Source organism: Streptomyces sp. NPDC047022 (assembly GCF_040644155.1).
Classification (GTDB): domain Bacteria; phylum Actinomycetota; class Actinomycetes; order Streptomycetales; family Streptomycetaceae; genus Streptomyces.
Genome location: NZ_JBEYVV010000043.1, coordinates 1 through 20,411 on the forward strand (window position 1 = coordinate 1; position 20,411 = coordinate 20,411).

The following is a 20,411-nucleotide window of genomic DNA, read 5'->3' on the forward strand; positions in this document are numbered from 1 at the left end:
TGCTCCCCCGCGACGAGGTGGCCCGCGCCATCAACTCCGAGGTGAAGGCGGGCCGCGGGTCCCCGCACGGAGAGGTCTTCCTCGATGTGTCGACGTCCACCGGCGCCCCGCCGTCGTGCGGTCGCCGTCACGCCTGAGTCAGGCCGAGGTCATGTCGTCGCGCGACCTGAAAGGCCAGAACCATGAGATGGGCACGATTGCTGACTCCCGCCTTTCCCCGGATTCTGCGGAGATAGGTGTCCACGGTGTGCGGACTGAGATTCATTCTCCGCGCGATGGAGGTATACGTGTGGCCCTCGGCGAGATAGCCGAGTACTTCGAGCTCGCGGTCGCTGAGGAGTTTCAGGGTGTCGGCGGCGAACGGACTCACAGGTGTGCCTTTCATGGGGGACGAGAGCCTCGCGGCAGGCGCCCGCTGTCCGGGGAGGGTGGAGCCGGTCACCCCCGCGGTGGGGCCTTCTTGCTGACTCGCCGTTCAGGCGATGTCATCCACGCCGTCCGCGTGCCGCTGGGATCCTCGTCGGAAATGCGACTAAGGTGCGATCCGTGTTGGGGAGACGACACGGTGGGGGAGACCCGCCATGCCTTCCGTGCCGGCGCCGCACCTGCGGCTCGGGGAGCCGGACGCGGCCGGGTTCAGGCGAGCGAGACGGCTGCGGCGTCGGTGACACGGCGTCCGCCCCAGCCGCTGTCGGAGGAGGTGGTGCGGTGGCGTCCGCCCCAGCCGCTGTCGGCAGGAGTGACCGGGCGGCACCCGCCCCAGCCGCTGTCGGCAGGGGTGACACGGCGTCCGCCCCAGCCGCTGTCAGAGTCGGTGACACGGCGTCCGCCCCAGCCGCTGTCAGAGTCGGTGACACGGCGTCCGCCCCAGCCGCTGTCAGAGTCGGTGACACGGCGCCCGCCCCAGCCGCTGTCGGAGGGCGTGGTGCGGTGACGTCCGCCCCAGCCGCTGTCAGCGGGGGTGGCGGTGGTAGGGATGCGCGGCGCCGTCACGGACGGGTGCGGGGTCGCCGCCGACGCCGTCTGGGAGATCCCCATCAGCGCGCCGAATGCGAGGCTCGCGGTGGCGAAAGCTGCGGCGGCTGAACGGAAGGCGTTCATTCGAGGTTTCTCCTGCCTTTGGTATCTGCAACGGAACCGGTAATTCCGAGGGATTTGATCTCCGGTGCTTCAAGACTTCCGTGCCGGCGGTGGTCGTGACCAGCGAGCAAGGTGCTCACCAAGCTGCCCCGCAGCAAGACGAACAGGGGACGTAATGCCCATAGCTGACCAAAGTAGGGCAATTGGCCAGCCTGTACGGCCCAGCGACAAGGAGGTCACCGTCTACCGGTGGGTGGCGAGGAACGCGCGGATGGAGCCGGACCGTGCCGCCCGGGAACTGGGCCTGGACCAGGAGGAGGTGCAGGCGGCGGTTGTGTCCCTGACCGAACTGGGCCTGCTCAGACCCGATGCGCAGGACCCGTCCCGGCTGCGTCCGGTCGACCCGGACCTCGTGGCGGCCGTCGTGACCACCTCCATGGAGACGGCCATCCGCAGCCAGCAGGCCGAACTGCACCACATCCGTGACCAGTTCGCCGATCTGCGCAGCCACTACCTGGACAGCCTCAGCCGCGAGTCCGTCGATCTCGAGGCGATACCCGGACTGGAGGAGGTGCGCGCCGCACTCAACCGGGCCGCCGAGGAATGCACCGAGGAGATGCTCACCAGTCAGCCCGGCGGCAACCGGGTGCCGGAGGTCCTCCAGGAAGCCCTGGCCCGCGACACCGCCATGCTGTCCCGAGGGGTGGGGATGCGCACGCTCTACCACCACACGGCCCGCTTCAACGGCCCCAGCCAGGCTTATGTCGCCACGGTGTCGGCCCTGGGCGCCGAGTACCGCACCGCCCATGAACTGTTCGGCCGCCTGATCGTCTTCGACCGCAAGGTCGCCTTCATCCCCGAACAGGGCGGCAACTGGGGCGCGGTGGTGATCCGGGAGCCCTCGGTCGTCCACTATCTGTGCGAGGTGTTCGAGCAGGCGTGGACGCAGGCCGCCCCGTTCTCGGATGCCGCGACCGACGGTCTGGAACTCGTCGCGAAGGACATCCACCGGACCATCGTCAGGTTACTCGCGGCCGGTCTGAAGGATGAGAGCATCGCGCGCAGGATCGGTATGTCGCTGCGCACCGCCAGAAAACACATCGCCGACATCATGGAGACGCTCGGAGCCGAGAGCCGCTTCCAGGCCGGTGTGCTCGCGGCGCAGCAGGGACTGCTCGACGACGCCTGTGAAGCCGTGCCCCGAGACTGATCCGCCCGCCTCCTGCCCCCGTTGTCCGGTACCGGAATCCAGGGACTTCCGTATCCGCTGTCTCATGCACCAGAGTTCTGCAAACCGCAGGCGCGGTACCAGGGTTGCCGGTGCCTTCGACGTCTGTGCGCAACGGGGAGCAGGAGCGGAACGTGGACTACGAATCGGTACCGGTCACGGGCCAGGACCAACTGGGACTCTTCGTCAGGGACCTCGCGTTGTGCCTCTCGGTCCACCGTGACAGAAGTCCCGCCCTGGTGTGGCCGGACGGTGTCGACGCCGTACTGGTCGGGGTGTGCGGTGTGCCACGGCAGCGTACGGACGCGGGCGCGAACGAGGCCCGCCCAGACACGGCTGCGACCGGTCTCGGGGAACTGACCGCCGCGCTCGGCTCGCAGCTCGGCTGCGAGGTGGGCGGTTCGTTCGTGGTCCTGCCCACGGGTGGGCAGAGCACCGGCACCACCTCCGGGACCGATCTGGTGCTCCTGCCGGTCAGAGGCAGCTGCGGCGGCCGCGTCGAGCGCTCACCGTCCGGTGAGGGCACCGCCGTGCTGGACCGTGCCCTGGAACTCCGCTTGAGGGTGGGGGAGGCGCTCTACGTACCCCGCGGATTCCGCTACACCTTGAACGACGCACACTCGCCGTGCACGCTGCTGGTGCTCGCGCTGCATCCGCTCGCCTGGTGAGACCCCCCTCCCGGCCCCCGGCGCACCGAGGCCAGGACCCGGTCCCGGACATCGGCCACCAGGGTCTCCTGCACCTGCCGGAGGTAGAAGTGCCCGCCGGGAAAGGCCCTGGTCTCGGCCGTCATCCGGGTGAAGCGCCGCCACTCCTGGACGGCGGGTCCGGTGACGACGGGGTCCTGGAGCCCGTAGTAGGCGACGATCGGAGTGTCCAGCGGGCCGCCGCCGTCGAGATGCCGATAGGTGTCGATCAGCTGGTAGTCCGCGCGGATCGCGGGCATGACCAGCTCGCGCAACTCGTCGTCCGCCAGCACCTCCGCATCCGTGCCGCCCTGTTCGAGGATGTGGGCGACCAGCTCGGCGTCCCCCATCAGATGGCGGGTACGCGCCGGAACGAGGTGCGGCGGCACCATGCCCGACACGAACAGCTGGGTCAGTACGATTCCATGACGGTCCCGCAGCAGCCGGGTGACCTCGTACCCCAGCGCCGCGCCCATGCTGTGCCCGAACAGGGCCAGTGGCCGGTCCGCCAGCGGCAGGAGAGCGGAACTCACGGCTCGCGCCAGCTGCGCCATGTCGGTGATGCAGGGCTCGTGAAAACGGTCCTGGCGCCCCGGGTAGCAGACGGAGACCACATCGAGCGCGGGGGAGAGGAGCCCCGGCCAGTCACGGAAGAAGGCCGGTACACCGCCCGCGTGCGGCAGACAGACGAGAGTGGGCCGCGCCGCGGGCGGTTCGGCCCCGTAGCGGCGCAGCCAGCTGTTCTGTTCCGGGCTCATGAAGGGTGCTCCCTGGGACGAGTCTGCCGACGGGCGAAGTGGATCAGCGGTTCCCCGTCGCCGTCGGCCACTGTGTGTACGACCTCACCGACCACCAGGGTATGGTCCGCCAGCGGCACATACCGGGTGGCCCGGCAGACGACGCCGGCCACCGCACCGGTGAGCAACGGCGCGCCGTACCGCCCCGTGTGGGCCACCCCGTCGAAGCGCAGCGCGGCCGGCAGCACCGCGAACCGTTCGGCCAGCGCGCGCAGTTCCCAGGACAGCACGTTCACGGAGAAGCGGCCCGCCGTCCGGATGTGCCCGAGCGTCCCACTGTCCGAGGCGAGCGACACGAGCAGCGAGGGCGGCCGGTCACTCAGCGAGAACACGGCGGTGGCCGTACACCCGACCGGCAGACCGCCGTCGTAGGCGGCCACGACGGTGACGCTGCCGGCGAAGCGACTCATGGCCTCACGAAACATGCCCGACGCCACCAATGCCTCTGCGGCGACGACAGCCATACGGATTCTCCTCTCGGTATGAGACGGTCGCCGTCGCACCGCCGAGTACGCCTGGCGAAGGGGACGCGGGGCCCTGCCGACATGCGGCTCCACCGCGTGGGCGCGAACACCCGCGGCGGAGCCGCAGTCGGCGACGCACCCCGACCCGCGCGGAGCGAACCGCTCACGCTCCCCACTCGGCGGTGGTCGCGCCGGCGGTCTCCCCGCCGTCGATGACCAGCTCCTGCCCGGTCAGGAACCCCGCCTCGGGCGAGGCCAGGTAGTGGAACGCGGCAGCGATCTCCGCCGGATCGGCGTGCCGCCCCGCGGGGATGCGCGCATTGACGTCGGCCAGCATCGCATCGGTGTACTCGGCGAGCTGCATGGGTGTCAGCACGGCCCCGGGACTCACACACGCGACGCGGATTCGGGGACTGAGCTCCAGCGCGAATGTCTGGGTGAGTGCGATCACCCCCGCCTTGGTCGCGTTGTAGTCGGCGTAGTTCGGGTACCCCCGGCGCCCGTTGACGGACGCGGTCGCCAGCAGCACCCCGCCGTCGCGGCCGGCGGCGGCCATCAGGCGTGCCGCACCACGCCACAGGCCCAGTGTGCCAAGGAGATTGACGTCCACGACGCGGCGGGCGTCCTTCTCGGTGATGTCGAGGACACCATGACGGAGGCTGATGCCGGCGTTGGCGATGACCACGTCCAGGGGATGATCGCGGTGCACCCGCTCCAGGGCCTCGTCCACGGCCTGCCAGTCCGCGACGTCGCAGCGGATCCACGAGACGCGGTCCCCGAAGCCGCCGAAGCCGTCCTGTGGTCCGGCGATGTCGAGGCTCACGACACGGTCGCCCGCGCGGGCGAAGTGTTCGACGGTGGCTCTGCCGATGCCGCTGGAGCCACCGGACACGATGACGGTACGCATCTCTTGCTGTTCCTTTCCTCAGTAGAGAACCCGAGCGGCGTCGGGCGACGCATACGGAGTGGTCTTGCGCAGATCGCGGCTGACGATCATGCGTTTGAGCCAGCGGTCGGTTCCGTCGTGTGCCGCCCGGAAGGGCCTGCGCCCGTGGACGGCGACGTAGTTGTCCACGACCGCCAGGCTGCCCTGCTCCACGACCACGTCGAGCTGGACCCGCTCCAGTTCCTCCATGAGCTCGTCCAGGGCCTCCTGGGCGCCCGTGTCGGAGCCGGAGCACGTCATGAACGGATAGTCGATGCGGAGGTAGGGCCGCTCGTGCTCGCCGGACAGGACGGGTACGGGCTCGGGGTCGGCCTGTATCCGCAGCATGTGCGCCAGCGCGGGGTGGCCTGGATGGCGTGCCTGGAGCTGGCGTATGTGCTCGTCGTCCGGGCGGATCAGGAAGCGCGGGGAGCGCAGCAGGTCCGCGGTGTCGTCGCTGATCTTGACATCGCGCACCGAGGCCACGATGGTCGGCACCCGCTCATGGTTGCGCATGCCGAACAGCAGCAGGTAGTCGCAGCGGCCCGGATGGAAGCCGTCCTCGGTGTGGAACTCCAGCAGGCACTCGCTGCCATGACCGCTCTGCCGCAGCTCGTCGCCGCGGATCGGCAGCAGGTTCTGCACCACCCGGCCCAACTGCAGGGTGGAGAAGGTGAACGGGTCGCCGAGGGCCGTTCCGACCATCGCCAGGAAGAACTCCTGGTCGAGCGCCGGGCCGTCGGCGGGCACCTCCTCCCAGTGCGCGGGGGTGGGCCCGATGGCCGCGTCGTCCACGGGGAAGCCGTGGATCACCAGTGCCGCGGCGGGCTCGGTGCGGCGGAACTCCTCGAGGAACGTGCGCAGTCCCACGGGCAGATGCAGGGCCGCGTCCCAGTGCCGGTCGTAGAAGCCGGGCTGTGCGGGTCGTGAGAAAGAGTCATGGAAGCGGGAGACGGTTTCCTGGATCTGTTCCGTCTCAGCGCCGGACAGCTCGTACTCGAGGGGAAGGCTGTGATACATGCCGGGACCTGCCGATTTCTGAAGGTGAGGGAGCGAGAGGAATAGGAAGGCGGACGAGGGAAGCAAGTACGCACAGCAGGCAGAGCGCTCCGCTGAAGCGGAAGGCGGAGGCGGCTCCGCCCAGGGCGAGCAGCGCACCGCCGGCGGCCGTGCCCAGACCGCTGCCGAGGGCATCGGCCGCGCCGAGGAGGCCGAAGGCCCTTGTGGTGTCGACAGGTCCCGCGTCGCGCGCCACCTTCGCGGAGATCAGGGGGAGCGCGAGGGCGAGCAGGACACCCTCGGCGAGGGACAGGGCGACGGCCGCGGCCGTGGAGTGGAGGAGGGGGTAGAGGCACGCGGTGCCGCCGAACAACAGCGCGGCGCAACGGATCAGCCTCGTGCGGGGCACCCGGGGCAGCACGGATCCGGCCCGGGGGGACAGCAGCAGCGCGGGGAGTGCCAGGCAGGCCGCGGACCAGGCGATGAGGGAGTCCCCGGCGCCCAGGCCGCGCAGGTAGACGGCCCAGACCACGGAGTAGCCCCCGTACAGGGCGGTGATGCCGAGCAGCGGTACCAGGGCCGGCCACAGCCTGCCCAGCAAGACAACGGCCGCGGCCTCAGCGGGCGGGAGCGGTGTCCGTGGCCGTGCTCCCGCCGCCCGGGGGACCACGCCGGGCCGCCGGGCCGCCCCGGCAGCCACCGTCAGGGCGGCGACGGAGGCGGCGGAGGCGAACCACGCGGCTCCGGTGCCGCCGGACAGCAGAGCGGTGCCCGCGCCCAGTGGTCCGGCCAGGGCGCCCAGCATCTGCGCGGCCGTCAGCCGTCCGTAGGCGCGCTCCAGGCGTTGCGGTCCGGCGTCCGCACCGGCGGGCGGGTCCGAGGCCAGGGTGGCGCGCAGACCCGTCGATGTGAGTGCCGCGCCCGCCATGAGCAGGAAGTCGGCGGCGGCCAGACTCCACCACGCGGTGAACCCGGTGAAGGCCAGACACCCGGCGGTCTGCAGGACCGTGCCCAGCAGGGTCGTCCGGGCGCTGCGGCAGCGGTGCCCCCAGCGGCCGGCGGCGAGCTGAGCCAGGGCTCCGCCCACCGCCGCCGCGGTCATCACCAGCCCGATCCGGTCCTTGGGGACACCTCGGTCGAGCAGGATGAGCGTCTCGGCCGAGAACAGTCCGAGTTGACCGGTCCGGGCGAGGAAGGCCGTGGCCAGAACCGGGAGCAGTGCCTTCACCGCGCGGCGTCTGCTGCCATCGCCCGGGCCAGGCTCCTGGGCCGCAGGTCCGTCCAGTGCTCGCCGATGTAGTCCAGGCAGTCCTGGCGGGAGCCCTCCGGCCGCGCCACGGTCCAGCCGGCCGGGACCTCCGCGAACGCGGGCCAGAGCGAGTGCTGGTTCTCGTCGTTGACGAGCACGAGGAAGACGCCGTCAGGGGTGTCGAAGGGGCTGTTCATGATCGTGTTCTCCTTGATGTCGTAAGGGTCCGCTCGAGCGCGGAGGTTCAGCCGAGGCGGCGCGCGAGCGCCCTGGGGCTGGGGTGGTCGAAGACGGCGCGGACGGGAAGCTCCGCGTCGAGGCCGAGCGAGCGGATGCGCCCGGTGAGCCGCAGCGCACGCGGGGAATCGCCGCCCAGAGCGAAGAAGTCGTCGTCGGGGCCCACATGGGCGATGTCCAGGATCTCCGCGAAGAGCGCGCGGACGGTGTCCACCGGGCCGTCACCGGCCAGGTCCGGCCGGCCGGGGAACCCGGTCAGCACCTCGCGCAGCCGGGCGGCGGTACGTTCGGCGCCGCGACGGTCGAACAGGTCCGGCCGGTAGCCGAGTTGCAGGTAGAGCCGGTCGCCGGGCACGCCCATCAGGCTCATGGGGTAGTGGTAGGCGTCCCGGCCTTCGAGACGGGACAGCCGGATGCCGCCGGCACGTACCTCACCGGAGTCCGAGGGGTAGTTCTCGAACACGGTGGAGGTGTCGAAGAGCGGGGCGCTTCCAGTCAGCGCCTGAATACGGGCCAGGCCCAGGTGATGGTGCGGCGCGAGCGCCGACTGCTCGTCCTGGACGCGGGTGAGCAGCCGTTCCAGCGGCTCGCCCTCCTCCAGCCGTATCCGTACCGGGACGGTGTTGAGGAACAGACCGACCCCGCTCTCCACCCCCGCCAGCTCCGGCGGGCGCAGCGACACCGTGGCCCCGAAGACCACATCGCGCTGCCCGGTCGCCTCGGCCAGCACCAGCGCCCACGCTGTCTGCATCACCGTGTTGAGCGTGACCCGGTGCGCACGGGCCAGCTCCGTCAGCGCCGTGGTCTGCGCCTCGGTCAGCTCGGTGACCACGCGCTCGGGCAGCAGGGGCGTGCCCGCCCGGCCCGCGCCTGCGGCCAGCAGGGTCGGTCCCTCCAGCCCGTCGAGCGCATCCCGCCACGCCTTCTCGGCCGTGTCCAGGTCCTGACTCGACTGCCAGGCCAGATGGTCGCGGACGGTGGCCGCGGGAAGCGGCCTGGGCAGCGATGTGCCGCCGTGCTCCCGTGCCGTGTACAGGGCCAGCAGATCACGCAGGAGCACCGGCATGGACCAGCCGTCGAGCAGGATGTGATGAACCGTCAACAATATGCAGTGGCGCTGCTCCGGCTCCCTGAGCAGGGTGAAGCGAGCCAGGGACGGGTCGGTCATACGGAAGCGGCCGAGCCGGTCGGCGGCCGTGATCTCCTCCCGTCGCGTCCTCCCTGACGGGGCGTCCAGGTGACGCAGGTCGTGTTCCGTCCAGACGGGCTCCACGTTCCCGAGGACCGTCTGCACGGGCAGGCCCGAGGCGAGGGTGCCGAAGGCCGTGCGCAGCGGGGCGTGCCGGAGCACCAGGTCCTGGCAGGCGGCGCGCAGGGCGTGCCGGTCCAGGACGCCCTCCAGGTCCAGGGACAGCTGCACGGTGTAGACGTCCGCGGTCCCTTCGTCGTACAGGGCGTGGAACAGGAGCCCTTCCTGCAGCGGCGACAGGGGCAGGACATCGGTGAGGGTGTGGCGCGACCAGTGCGCTTCGAGCGCGTCCAGCTCGTCCTGGCCGATCCGCTCCCCGGCAAGGGCCACGACCCCCAGGTCGGAGGGGCTGTGGCCGCCCGCACCCGGGCGGGCGGCGTGCGCGACCAGCGCCCGCAGTGCCCGGAACCACGTGTCGGCCAGCTCGCGTACCCGTCCCTCGTCCAACAGCTCACCGGGCCAGGACCAGTTGGCGACCAGGCGCGGTCCGCCGGGGCGGTCCTCGGTGGCGGCGTTGAGGTCCACGGCGTGCGGCAGCGGCATCCCGGGGTCGGCCGGAGCGGCCACGGCGTCCGCTTCTTCGGCGGCCTCCCAGTCGGCCGAGCGGCCCGCGGTGAACCGGCCCAGGTAGTTGAAGCCGATCTGCGGTGCGGGCCGGTCCGCCAGCAGCGGCCCGGTGTCCTGGTTGAGGTGGCGCAGCAGCCCATGGCCGATGCCCCGGTCCGGGATCGTACGCAGCTGCTCCTTGACCGTCTTCACGGCACGGCCCAGCTGGGCCCCGCCGTCCCACACGTCGTCCCAGTCCGAGACGCCGGCGTCCAGCCGTACCGGATACAGGGCGGTGAACCAGCCCACGGTGCGGGAGAGGTCGAGCCCGGGTGCGATCTCCTCGCGGCCGTGGCCCTCCAGGTCGACCAGGACACCCCCGCTCGGGTCCGGTCCGCGCCAGTGGGCGACGGCGAGGGCGAGGGCGGTCAGCAGGATGTCGTCGATCCCGGCATGGAACGCCTCGGGCACGGCCGTCAGCAGTGCGGCCGTCTCCTCGGCGGGCAGGGTGAGGGTGATGTCCCGGCGGGTGGCGTACACATCGCGTGCCCGGTCCAGCGGGCGGGCGGTCAAGGGCGAATCCTCGCCCTCCAGTATCCGCTGCCACAGCGGGAGTTCGGCCGTGCGCGACGGGTCGTGCGCCGCCTCGGCGAGCCGCCGTGCCCAGGTGCGCAGGGACGTGGGCACCGGGTCGAGGGCGGTGTCCGGGGTCTGCCCCGAGGACGCGGCACTCCAGGCCGCCGCGAGATCGGGCAGGAGGATGCGCCAGGACACCCCGTCCACGGCGAGGTGATGCACCATCAGCAGCAGCCGTCCGGGTTCGGCTTCACCCCGGTCGAGCCATACGGCCCGCAGGACGCGTCCGGCCCGGGGATCGAGCCGGTGCCGCGCCGCCTCGGCCAGGTCCGCGACGATCCCGCGCAGGTCCTGCCCGTCCGGGACGCGGTGACGGACCAGGCAGTCGGCGGCGCGTACGGTACCGCGTGCGGCGATCTCGATCGTCCACTGCCCGCCGCCATCGGCGAGCCGCAGCCTGAGCGCATCGTGCCGGTCGAGGACCGCCTGGAGCGCCGCGAGGAGATCCTCCTCGGACAGCGCGGCCGGCACCCGCACCAGCATCGACTGGTGGAAGCCCGAGACGGGTCCGCCCTGTTCGCGCAGCCAGTGGGTGATGGGTGTGGGGACCACGGCCCCCGTGCCCGCGTCGTCGGGCTCCGCGACCGGCGCGGCCCGCGGCGCGCCCGCGACCGCGGCGAGTGCGGCCGGGGTGCGGTGCACGAACACGTCCCTCGGAGTGAGGACCACACCGGCACGGCGGGCCCGGGCGACGAACTGGATGGAGAGGATCGAGTCGCCGCCGAGTTCGAAGAAGCCGTCGTCAGGGCCGATCCCGGATACGCCGAGCACGTCCGCGAACAGGCCGCACAGAGCCTCCTCCAGCGGGCCTTCGGGAGCCCGTCCGCCGCCCGCGGCGAAGGCCGGGGCAGGCAGGGCCTTGCGGTCCAGCTTGCCGCTGAGTGACACGGGGAGCGCCTGGAGCGGTACGAACGCCTGCGGGACCATGTGCTCCGGCAGACCGGTGGCGCAGTGGGCGCGCAGCGCCCCGGCGTCGAGCTCCGCCGCGCGGCCGGGGTCCGCCGGGACGACATAGGCGACCAGGCGCTTGACGCCGGGCTGGTCCTCGCGGACCACGACCGCCGTGGTGCCCACCGCCGGATGGCCGCACAGCACGGCCTCGATCTCGCCCAGCTCGATCCGGAAGCCGCGGATCTTGACCTGGTCGTCGGCTCGCCGCAGATAGAGGAGTTCCCCGTCCTCGGTCCAGCGCACGATGTCGCCGGTGCGGTACATGCGGGAGCCCGGCGGGCCGAAGGGGTCGGCGACGAACCGTTCCGCGGTCAGGCCCGTCCGTCCGTGATAGCCGTGGGCGAGCTGGACACCCGCGAGGTACAGCTCACCGGGAGCCCCCGGGTGCGCCGGCTGCAGGCCCGCGTCGAGGACGTAGACACGGGTGTTGTCGACCGGCCGGCCGATGGGTACCGAGGCGGTGCGCTCGCCCGGGCGGCTGCGCCGGTGGGTGACGTCCACGGACGCCTCGGTGGGGCCGTAGAGGTTGTGGAGTTCGGTTCCGGCCGTGCCGAGTACCTCATGGAAGCGGTCGGCGAGCGCGGTGGGAAGCGCCTCGCCGCTGCAGATCACCCGGCGCAGGCCGGTGCAGCCGGCGGCGCCCGGAGCGCGCAGGAACGACTCCAGCATGGACGGCACGAAGTGCAGCGTGGTCACGCCCTCCCGCTGGATCAGATCCGCCAGGTACTCGGGGTCCTTGTGGCCCTCCGGCCGCGCGACGACCAGCGTGGCGCCGGTGATCAGCGGCCAGAAGAACTCCCACACCGAGACGTCGAAACTGGACGGGGTCTTCTGCAGCACCCGGTCCCCGGGTGTCAGCCGGTAGGCGGACTGCATCCACAGCAGGCGGTTGACGATGCCCTCGTGCGGGACGAGCACGCCCTTGGGCCGGCCCGTCGAACCGGAGGTGTAGATCATGTACGCGGGCCGGCGCGGGTCGACGCACGGCAGCTCACCCCGGCCTTCCCGGGCCGGGAGTTCCCCGGCCTCACGGGTCAGCTCCTCGTACGTGCCGGGGGTGACCACGAGGGCGGGGGCCGCGTCGTCGAGCATGTACCGCACGCGCTCCGCCGGGTAGTCGGGGTCGACCGGCAGATAGGCGGCGCCCGCCTTGTGCACGGCGTACAGCGTCACCAGCAGGTCCAGCGAGCGGGGCAGCGCGACGGCGACGATCCCGCCGGGACCGGCGCCACGTGCCCGCAGAGCGTACGCCAACTCGGCTGCGCGCCGGTCCAGTTCCGTGTAGCTCAGCGTCGTGCCCTCGAAGACGACGGCGGTGGCCCCCGGAGTGCGCGCGGCCTGAGCGGCGAACAACTCGGGCAGCGTGGCGGCCGGGTGTGCGACGACCGGCCCGGCTCCTCCCCGCAGCAGACCTGTCCGCCCCTCGGCGTCCAGCGCGCCGATGCCCCCGCAGGGCAGGTCCGGGGTGGTGACCAGGGCCTCCAGGAGCCGTTCCAGACCATCGGCAAGCCGCTGTACGGCGGCCTCGTCCAGGATCTCGTCACGGTGGCTGAGGTCGAGGCGCAGCCGTGTGCCCGGAACCGCCACGAGGCTGAGGGGATAGTGCGTCGTCCCCGTGGCGGCGGTGTCCTCGCGCAGTCCGATACGCAGCCCGCCGAACGTCCGGTCCAGGTCCTCATGGTCGAAGGGGGCGTTCTCGAACACGACGGCCGTGTCGAAAAGGTCCCCGAGCCCGGCTGGCCGCTGGATGTCGGCGAGGCCGAGATGGTGGTGCGGAAGCAGTGCCGCCTGCTCCTCCTGGATACGGGCGAGCAGCCCTGCCAGCGGTTCGGCGGCGTCCAGCCGCACCCGCACCGGCACGGTGTTGATGAACAGGCCCACCGTCTCCTCGACGCCGGGCAGCTCCGGGGGGCGGCCCGAGACGGTCGCCCCGAAGACGACGTCCTGACGGCCGGTGAGCCGGGCGAGCGTCAGCGCCCAGGCGGCCTGGACCAGTGTGTTGACCGTGAGGCCCCGCGACCGGGCGAACCCGCCGAGAGCGGCGGTGAGTCGCTCCGGCAGCTGACTCACCACCCGGCTGGGGAACGCCGTTCGGCCGCTCGGTCCCGAGGGCGCCACGAGCGTGGGCTCGTCCAGACCGGCCAGGGCGGTGCGCCATGCCTCCTCGGCGGTGTCGCGGTCCTGGCCGGCCAGCCAGGACAGATGGCGGCGGAAGGACGGCGCGGGAGGCAGGCTCTCGGCACTCCCGTCGCGTCCGTACAGCTCGTACAGCGCGAAGAGATCACTCAGGACGATCGGCAACGACCAGCCGTCCAGCACGATGTGATGATTCGTCACAAGCAGCACATGCCGGTCGGTGTCCATGCGCAGCAGACGGAACCGCATGAGCGGAGGCTTCGCGGTGTTGAAGCGGCGTTCGCGGTCCTCGGCCGTGATGCGATCCAGTTCGGAGTCACGGTCCGCCTCGGGGAGAGAACCGAGATCGTCCTCGGCCCAGGGGACCTCGACCGTACCCGGCACGATCTGGACACTCTGCCCCGAGCCGCGCTGGAGGAATCCGGCCCGCAGCGCGGGATGGCGCTGGAGTAGGGCGCCGCACGCCGTGCGCAGTACGGCGGCGTCGAGCGGACCGGTGAGGTCCAGCGAGGTCTGCACGGTGTAGACGTCGCTGCCCTCGTCGTCGTATAGGGCGTGGAAGAGCATGCCCTGCTGGAGGGGGGTGAGCGGAAGGACCTCCGGGCGGGGCGGGCCGCCGTCTCCGGTTCCCGGTGGCGTGTTCGTCGTCGCGTTCACTGGGCGGACTCCCATTCGGCCAGCAGCTCGGCCAGTTCGTCGTCGGGCAGGGCGATCGGGGGCGGATCGGAGGGCTCGGCCCACGCGGGGGCCTCCGGCTCCAGCTCGCGGGCCGCCGCCGCGAGCCCGGCCGGGGTGCGGAGGGTGAACACATCGCGTGCCGTGAGGACCAGGCCCTCCCTTCGGGCCCGCGCGACCAGGCGGACCGAGAGGATCGAGTCGCCGCCGAGGGCGAAGAAGCTGTCGTCGGGACCGGCTCCCTCGATGCCGAGCACCTCGTCCACGAGGGCGCACAGGAGTTCCTCGCGCGGGCCGGCAGCTGCCCGGCCCGCTCCGTCGGCCATGAAGGCCGGGGCGGGCAGGGCGCGCCGGTCGATCTTGCCGTTGCGGGTCAGCGGCAGGGCGGACAGCGTCATGAACGCGGCGGGCATTTGGTAGTCCGCCACCAAGGGGCCCAGGTGGGAGCGGAGTTCGGCCTCGGCCGGCGCCTCGCACCCGGCCGCCGGGACCACATAGGCCGCGAGGCGCTTGACCCCGGGACTGTCCTCGCGGGCGAGCACGCAGCACTGCGCCACGGCGGGGTGCCGGGACAGCGCGGCCTCGATCTCCCCCGGTTCGACGCGGAAGCCGCGGATCTTGATCTGGTCGTCGGCACGGCCCAGGAAGACCAGTTCGCCGTGGTCCGTCCAGCGGGCCCGGTCGCCCGTGCGGTACATCCGCTCGCCCGCCGCTCCGAAGGGATCGGCGACGAAACGCTCGGCCGTCGCCCGCGGGCGGCCCAGGTAGCCACGGGCGAGACCGGCCCCGGCCAGGTACAGTTCGCCCGCGACATTCGGGGGAACGGGCCGCAGCGCGCTGTCGAGGACATACGCCCGCATGCCGTCCAGAGGCCGTCCGATCGGCACCGTGGCGGGCACCTCGGCCACCGAGCGCATACGGTGGCGCGCGGCGAAGACGGTCGTCTCGGTGGGCCCGTAGCCGTCGACGACGACCAGACCCGGGCAGACGGCCATGACCTTGCGGACGGCGTCCCCGGGCACGACGTCACCGCCCGCCCACACCTCCCGCAGCCCCGCGAAGCCGCCCGGCGACTCCTCGGCGAGCAGGCGGAAGAGACCGGCCGTCAGCCACAGCGCGGTGACGCCGTGCTCGGCGACCATCCGCTCCAGCGACGGCCCGTCCAGCTGTCCCGGTGGCGCGAGGACGACCTGGCCGCCGCTGAGGAGCGGCACCCACATCTCGTACGTCGCCGCGTCGAAGGCCTGGGTGGAGTGCTGGAGTACCGAACTGTGCGCCGAGGGGTCGAAGGCGCTGTCCCCGGCGAGGTCCGCGACCGACCGGTGCGTGACGCCGACGCCCTTGGGCTCACCGGTGGAACCGGAGGTGAACAGGACGTAGGCGAGCTGGTCGGGGCGCACGTCGGGCAGCGGGGACGTGGGTTCGGGTACCGCAGGGTGAGGCTCGTCCACCACGAGCAACCGCTCGACGGCAAGGGCCTCGGCCGCCGTACGGGACCCCTGGTCGGTCAGCAGGATCCGGGCCCCCATGCCGGTCGTCATCGCGCGCAGCCGGTCGGCGGGAGAACGGGCGTCGAGCGGCATGTAAGCGCCGCCCGCCTTGAGTACGGCCAGCAGGGAGACGATCAGCTCGGGCGAGCGCTCCTGCAGGACGGCCACGCGTTCCTCTGCGCGCAGCCCGAGCGCGATCAGCCGCTGCGCCAACTCATCGGAACGGGCGTCGAGTTCGCCGTAGGTGAGAGTGCCGGCGGAACCGGTGAGCGCGACCGCGTCCGGGATGCGGGCCGCCTGTACGGCGAATCGCCGGTGGACCGTCGTGTCCGCGTACGGAGCCTCGCTCGCGTTCCAGTCACGCAGCACGAGGGTGCGTTCGGCGGGGGAGAGGAGGTCCACGGTGGCGAGCGGGGCGTGCGGGGCGGCTGCGAACGCGCCGAGGAACCGGACGGCCCGTTCGACGACGGTCCGTGCGGTGGCGTGGTCCACCAGATCGGGCCGGTGGGCGAGGCGCAGGGTAAGCCGCTCCCCCGGCTCGGCGATGAGGGTCAGCGGGTAGTGAGTGGCCCCGTAGCTGCCGGCGGCCCGGACGGTCAGCCCGGCGGCCTCGCGGCCCTGGGCGGAACCGGCGGCGCCGGAGTGGTTCTCGAAGACCGTGGAGGTGTCGAAGAGCCGGTCGAGACCGGTCGCCTTCCCCAGGGCGGCGAGGCCGAGGTGGTGGTGCGGGGAGAGGGCGGACTGCTCGTCCTGGACGCGGGCGAGCAGCCGTTCCAGCGGTTCGGCGGCGTCCAGCCGAACCCGTACCGGCACGGTGTTGATGAGCAGACCGGCAAGGCCCTCGACGCCCGGCAGCTCGGCCGGACGCAGGGAGACGGTGGTACCGAACACGACGTCGTCACGACCCGTCAGCTGCCCGACGGTCACCGCCCACGCGGCCTGGACCACGGTGTTCAGCGTCAGGGAGCGGGAGCGCGCCGCCGCGGCCAGGGCGGCGGTACGCTCCGGCTCCAGGGTCACCCGGATCTCCTCGGCCGGTACGGGCGTCCGGTCGGGCTCCGCGTCGGGCACCACCAGCGTCGGTTCCTCCACACCGGCCAGCGCGGTACCCCAGCCCTCCTCCGCAGCCGCCGTGTCCTGCCCGGCGAGCCAGACGGCGTAGTCCTCCAGACGGACGACGGGACCGGCCGGACGGAAGCCGGGCACGGCGGCTCCCTCCACGCGGAGCGCCTCGTAAACGGCGACCAGGTCGTCCATCACCAGGGCGAGCGAGGCGCCGTCGAGAACGATGTGGTGGCCGGTGAACACCAGCACGTGCCGCTCGTCCGACAGCCGAAGGAGCAGGAAGCGCACCAGCGGTGCCGAGGCCATGTCGAAGGGCCTGGCCCGGTCGTCGGCCAGCACGCTCGCCACGCGCCGCTCCTGGGCGTCCGCGGGCAGACCCGTCAGGTCGAGTTCCTCCCAGGGCACGGCACGGACGCCGGTGACGACCTGCACGGCCCGGCCGGAGGCGGTGTGCGTGAACGCGGTGCGCAGGCACTCGTGCCGCCGCAGGACGGCTTCGCAGGCGGCGCGCAGCAGCTCCGGGCGCAGCGGGCCGCCGAGTTCGTACGCGCTCTGGGCGACGTAGGGATCGACGCCGGTCGCCTCGTCGTCGTCGGGCACCGTGCCCTCGTACTGGGCGTGGAAGAGCATGCCCTCCTGCAGCGGGGTGAGCGGCAGCAGGGCCGTGTGGCCGGGGTAGGCGGAGGCGAGGACGTCCCGCTCGGCGCCGTCGAGGCTCACCAGGCCGCCGGGCGCGCTCACGCGCCGCTCCTCGGTGAACTCCTGGACACGCGCCACCTCCGCGAGCGAGGCGACGGTCTTGTGCGCGAACACATCCCTCGGCCGGATGACCACCGAGGCATCGCGTGCGCGCGCGGCCAGCCGTACGGCCAGCTGGGAGTCGCCGCCGAGCGCGAAGAAGCTGTCGTCGACGCCGACCGTCCGCACACCGAGGAGTTCGGCGTACAGCGCGCACAGCGTCATCTCCACCGGGGTGCGCGGCGGGCGGCTGCCGGCCGCCGCGGTGATCTCAGGGGCGGGCAGGGCGTCCCGGTCGAGCTTCCCGTTGTGGGTCAGGGGCAGTGCCTCCAGGCGGACGAAGGCCGCCGGGACCATGTACTGCGGCAGGGATGCGGCGAGATGCTCCCGCAGGTCCCCGGCGTCCGGTACGGCGGCACCTGGGGCGGGCACGAGGTAGGCGACCAGCCTGCGCACCCCCGCCGTGTCCTCGCGCACCACGACACCGCACTGCGCGACGGCCGGGTGGGTGCCCAGCACGGACTCGATCTCACCCGTCTCGATACGGAAGCCACGCAGTTTCACCTGGTTGTCGGTCCGGCCCTGGTAGACCAGGCGGCCGTCCGCCGTGCGGCGCACCAGGTCGCCGGTGCGGTACATGCGCTCGCCCGGGTTCCCGAAGGGGTCGGCCACGAACCGTTCCGCGGTCAGCGCGGCCCGGCCGAGATAGCCGCGGGCCAGCCCGGCCCCGGCCAGGAAGAGTTCCCCGGCGGTGCCGTCCGGGACGGGACGCAGGGCGCTGTCGAGGACGTAGGCGCGCATGTTGTCGACCGGGCGTCCGAGGGAGGGGCTGTCCGCGGCACGCAGGTCGCAGTACATCGAGTCGACCGTGCACTCCGTCGGCCCGTAGACGTTGCGGGCGGTCAGACCCGGGGCGGCGCGCAACCGCGTCCACAGGTCGTCCGGTACGGCCTCACCGCCGAGCACCAGCACCCTGGGGCGGCCGGGGCCCTCCAGCAGGCCCGCGGACAGCAGTTGACGGGCGTGGGTGGGCGTGGTGTCCAGCAGGTCGACCGCATGGCCGGCCGAGTAGGCCGCGAGGGCACCGGCGTCACGGCGGGTGGCATCGTCGATGACGTGCAGCTCGTGCCCCGCGACGAGCCACAGCAGCGCCGTCCAGGAGGCGTCGAAGACGAACGCGTTGGTCAGGGCCACCCGGAAGCGGTCCACTCCGGCCTCCGCCACGGCCGGTTCGATGAAGACGCGACGATGGTGCTCGTAGAGACTGCTCAGGCTGCGGTGTTCGACGGCGACACCCTTGGGGCGTCCGGTGGATCCCGAGGTGTAGATGATGTAGGCGAGATGGCCGGGGAGCAGCGGTCCCGTCCGGTCCGCGTCGGTGGGGTCGGTGTCGGGCAGACCGGGCAGACCGAGCCCGGTGTCCTCCAGCAGCAGCACTCGTGTGTCGTCGGGCCGGGGCAGCGTGCCCGCCAGCTCGGCCGTGGTCAGGACCAGGACGGGGTCCGCCTCGGCGATCACTCGCGCCGTCCGCTCGGCGGGGTGCTCGGGGTCAAGCGGCACATACGCCGCCCCCGACTTCAGGACGCCGAGCATCGCGACGACGGTGTCGGCGCAACGGGGCAGGGCCAGGGCCACACAGCGCTCGGGTCCCGCGCCGAGGCCCGCCAGGAGGTGGGCGAGCTGGTTCGCGCGGGCGTTGAGCTCGCCGAAGGTCAGGGTGCGCCCGGGTGACACGAGGGCGGTGTCGTCGGGGCCGCGGGCGGCACGGGCGGCGAACAGGTCGGCGACGCCGGCGGCCCCCGCATGACGAGCGGGCTCGCCCGCCACGTCCAGGGCCGCGGTCAGCTCCTCGGGGGTGAGGGTGTCCAGCCGCCCCAAGGGCAGGTCGGGGTCCGCCGTGGCCATGGCCGTGAGGAACGCGAGCAGACGCTCCTGCACACGCACCAGTTCACCGCCCCCGTACAGCGCGGGGTTGGCGTCGAAGGACAGGCCGAGCCCGCCGCCGTCGGTCCGCTCGTAGACGGCGATGGAAAGGTCACCCACCGGCCCGTTGGACACATTGTGAACGGTGATGGGATTCCCGGCGAACGTGACGTCGAAATCGAAGGGCATGATGTTGACCATGGGGCCGAACAGATGCCGTCCCTCGTCCAGCAGCCGCAGATCCCGGCGAAGCTCACCATAGGGATAGCGTTCGTGCCGCAGCAGAGCCTTGAGTTCCGTGGCGACATTCCGCAGAACTTCCCCGACGGTCATTTCCGGAGACAGGGAAAGACGCAACGGAAGCTCATTGGAAACCATTCCAGGAGCGTTGCGCGCGTCGGCCCCGCGGCGTGCGGTCACCGGAATTCCCAAGGTGATGTCACGAATTCCCGTGACCCGGTGCAGATGGGCCGCCACCGCCGCGACGACGAGGGCCGACCAGGTGGTACGGGACTTCCGGGCGGTCGCCCGCAGACTGTCCAGTACCTCGGGGGCGAGGCTCGCGGTGCGCCTCAGGAACGTGTCCGAGGGCGGGGCGGCGCGCCCGGACCCGGCGAAGGTGGCGATCTCCTCGGGCCGGTCGGCGAACCGGGCGCCCCAGTAGGCGCGATCCGCACCGTACTGCTCGGAGCGGAGGTAGTCGGCCTCGCCGTCCAGCAGGGTGGCAAGGGGTGCGAAGGCGCCCTCCTCGGCACGGTCGCCGTTCGCCAGGGCGGTGTAGACACGCGCGACACGGGCGGTGATGCCGGCGGCGGCGAACGCGTCCACGACGAGGTGGTGGTACCGCTGGTGCCAGAAGCAGCGGTCGTCGGCCAGCCTGATCAGGGCGTACGAGAAGAGCTCACCGCCCGTCAGGTCGACGGGCCGCGCCATGTCCTCGGCGATGAACGCGCGGGCCGCCGCCTCCGGTTCGCGCTCACCGCGGAAGTCCAGCACGGTCAGCCGGGGCCCGGGCGACTCCCCGAGCACCTGCCGCGGGCCGTCGTTCTCCTCGACCGGCCGGATGTGCAGCGCCTCGGCCTCGCACACCACCTGCCGCAGAGCGGACTCGAAGAGTTCCAGGTCGACCGGCCCGTGTATTTCCACGAATTCGCCGACGTTGTACACGGGCGAATGCGGATTCAACTGGTGCGCGAACCAGACCCCGCTCTGTGCCGCCGTCAACGGCAACGAAGTGTGCTGGGCAGCAGACATGACTCCACCTCGGTCGGTGCTACAGCTTGCGGACGCGTACAAGATGATTTCCGCTCGGCGATTTCAGCTCAAGTCACGTGATG

General features: G+C 72.1%; 12 protein-coding genes. 2 read left to right on the forward strand and 10 right to left on the reverse strand.

The window, feature by feature from the left end; genetic code table 11:
- Positions 1 to 127: 127 nt before the first annotated feature.
- Both ABZ845_RS28930 and ABZ845_RS28935 read right to left on the reverse strand, forming a co-directional pair.
- Positions 128 to 385 carry a helix-turn-helix transcriptional regulator gene (locus ABZ845_RS28930; RefSeq protein WP_360985376.1) on the reverse strand — a complete coding sequence of 86 codons (258 nt, stop codon included), beginning with the start codon at positions 383 to 385 and terminating at the stop codon, positions 128 to 130.
- Between the two features lie 251 nt (positions 386 to 636).
- Positions 637 to 1,101, reverse strand: coding sequence for a hypothetical protein (locus ABZ845_RS28935; protein WP_360985379.1), 465 nt, complete (start codon positions 1,099 to 1,101; stop codon positions 637 to 639).
- Between the two features lie 250 nt (positions 1,102 to 1,351).
- Between ABZ845_RS28935 and ABZ845_RS28940 the strand changes: the two genes are divergently transcribed.
- Entirely contained in the window at positions 1,352 to 2,290 is a 939-nt protein-coding gene (locus ABZ845_RS28940) for a helix-turn-helix transcriptional regulator (RefSeq protein ID WP_360985382.1), read from the forward strand.
- Positions 2,291 to 2,442: 152 nt separating this feature from the next.
- Positions 2,443 to 2,976: a hypothetical protein gene (locus ABZ845_RS28945; RefSeq protein ID WP_360985385.1), complete on the forward strand. Its 534-nt coding sequence runs from the start codon at positions 2,443 to 2,445 to the stop codon at positions 2,974 to 2,976.
- Here ABZ845_RS28945 and ABZ845_RS28950 read toward each other — a convergent pair.
- The 8 genes from ABZ845_RS28950 to ABZ845_RS28985 form a co-directional block, all read right to left on the reverse strand.
- Positions 2,907 to 3,752: an alpha/beta fold hydrolase gene (locus tag ABZ845_RS28950; protein WP_360985388.1), complete on the reverse strand. Its 846-nt coding sequence runs from the start codon at positions 3,750 to 3,752 to the stop codon at positions 2,907 to 2,909. The genes ABZ845_RS28945 and ABZ845_RS28950 overlap by 70 nt on opposite strands.
- Positions 3,749 to 4,255, reverse strand: coding sequence for a flavin reductase family protein (locus ABZ845_RS28955; RefSeq protein ID WP_360985391.1), 507 nt, complete (start codon positions 4,253 to 4,255; stop codon positions 3,749 to 3,751). Before ABZ845_RS28955 ends, ABZ845_RS28950 begins: the two co-directional genes overlap by 4 nt.
- 163 nt (positions 4,256 to 4,418) lie before the next feature.
- Positions 4,419 to 5,162, reverse strand: a complete 744-nt coding sequence (locus ABZ845_RS28960) for an SDR family oxidoreductase (protein WP_360985394.1) — start codon at positions 5,160 to 5,162, stop codon at positions 4,419 to 4,421.
- A gap of 18 nt (positions 5,163 to 5,180) precedes the next feature.
- A complete protein-coding gene (gene gntD / locus ABZ845_RS28965; protein WP_360985397.1) occupies positions 5,181 to 6,200 on the reverse strand; it encodes a guanitoxin biosynthesis L-enduracididine beta-hydroxylase GntD in 1,020 nt (339 codons plus the stop codon).
- The gene (locus ABZ845_RS28970; protein WP_360985400.1) at positions 6,157 to 7,407 is read right to left on the reverse strand and encodes an MFS transporter; all 1,251 of its coding nucleotides are present in this window, start codon (positions 7,405 to 7,407) and stop codon (positions 6,157 to 6,159) included. The genes gntD and ABZ845_RS28970 overlap by 44 nt, the downstream gene beginning before the upstream one ends.
- Positions 7,404 to 7,625 carry an MbtH family protein gene (locus ABZ845_RS28975; protein WP_360985403.1) on the reverse strand — a complete coding sequence of 74 codons (222 nt, stop codon included), beginning with the start codon at positions 7,623 to 7,625 and terminating at the stop codon, positions 7,404 to 7,406. Before ABZ845_RS28975 ends, ABZ845_RS28970 begins: the two co-directional genes overlap by 4 nt.
- A 47-nt stretch (positions 7,626 to 7,672) precedes the next feature.
- Positions 7,673 to 13,840, reverse strand: coding sequence for an amino acid adenylation domain-containing protein (locus ABZ845_RS28980; RefSeq protein ID WP_360985406.1), 6,168 nt, complete (start codon positions 13,838 to 13,840; stop codon positions 7,673 to 7,675).
- Positions 13,837 to 20,328 (reverse strand): amino acid adenylation domain-containing protein, encoded by a 6,492-nt coding sequence (locus tag ABZ845_RS28985; RefSeq protein WP_360985409.1) that lies wholly within the window; start codon positions 20,326 to 20,328, stop codon positions 13,837 to 13,839. Before ABZ845_RS28985 ends, ABZ845_RS28980 begins: the two co-directional genes overlap by 4 nt.
- Positions 20,329 to 20,411 lie beyond the last annotated feature (83 nt).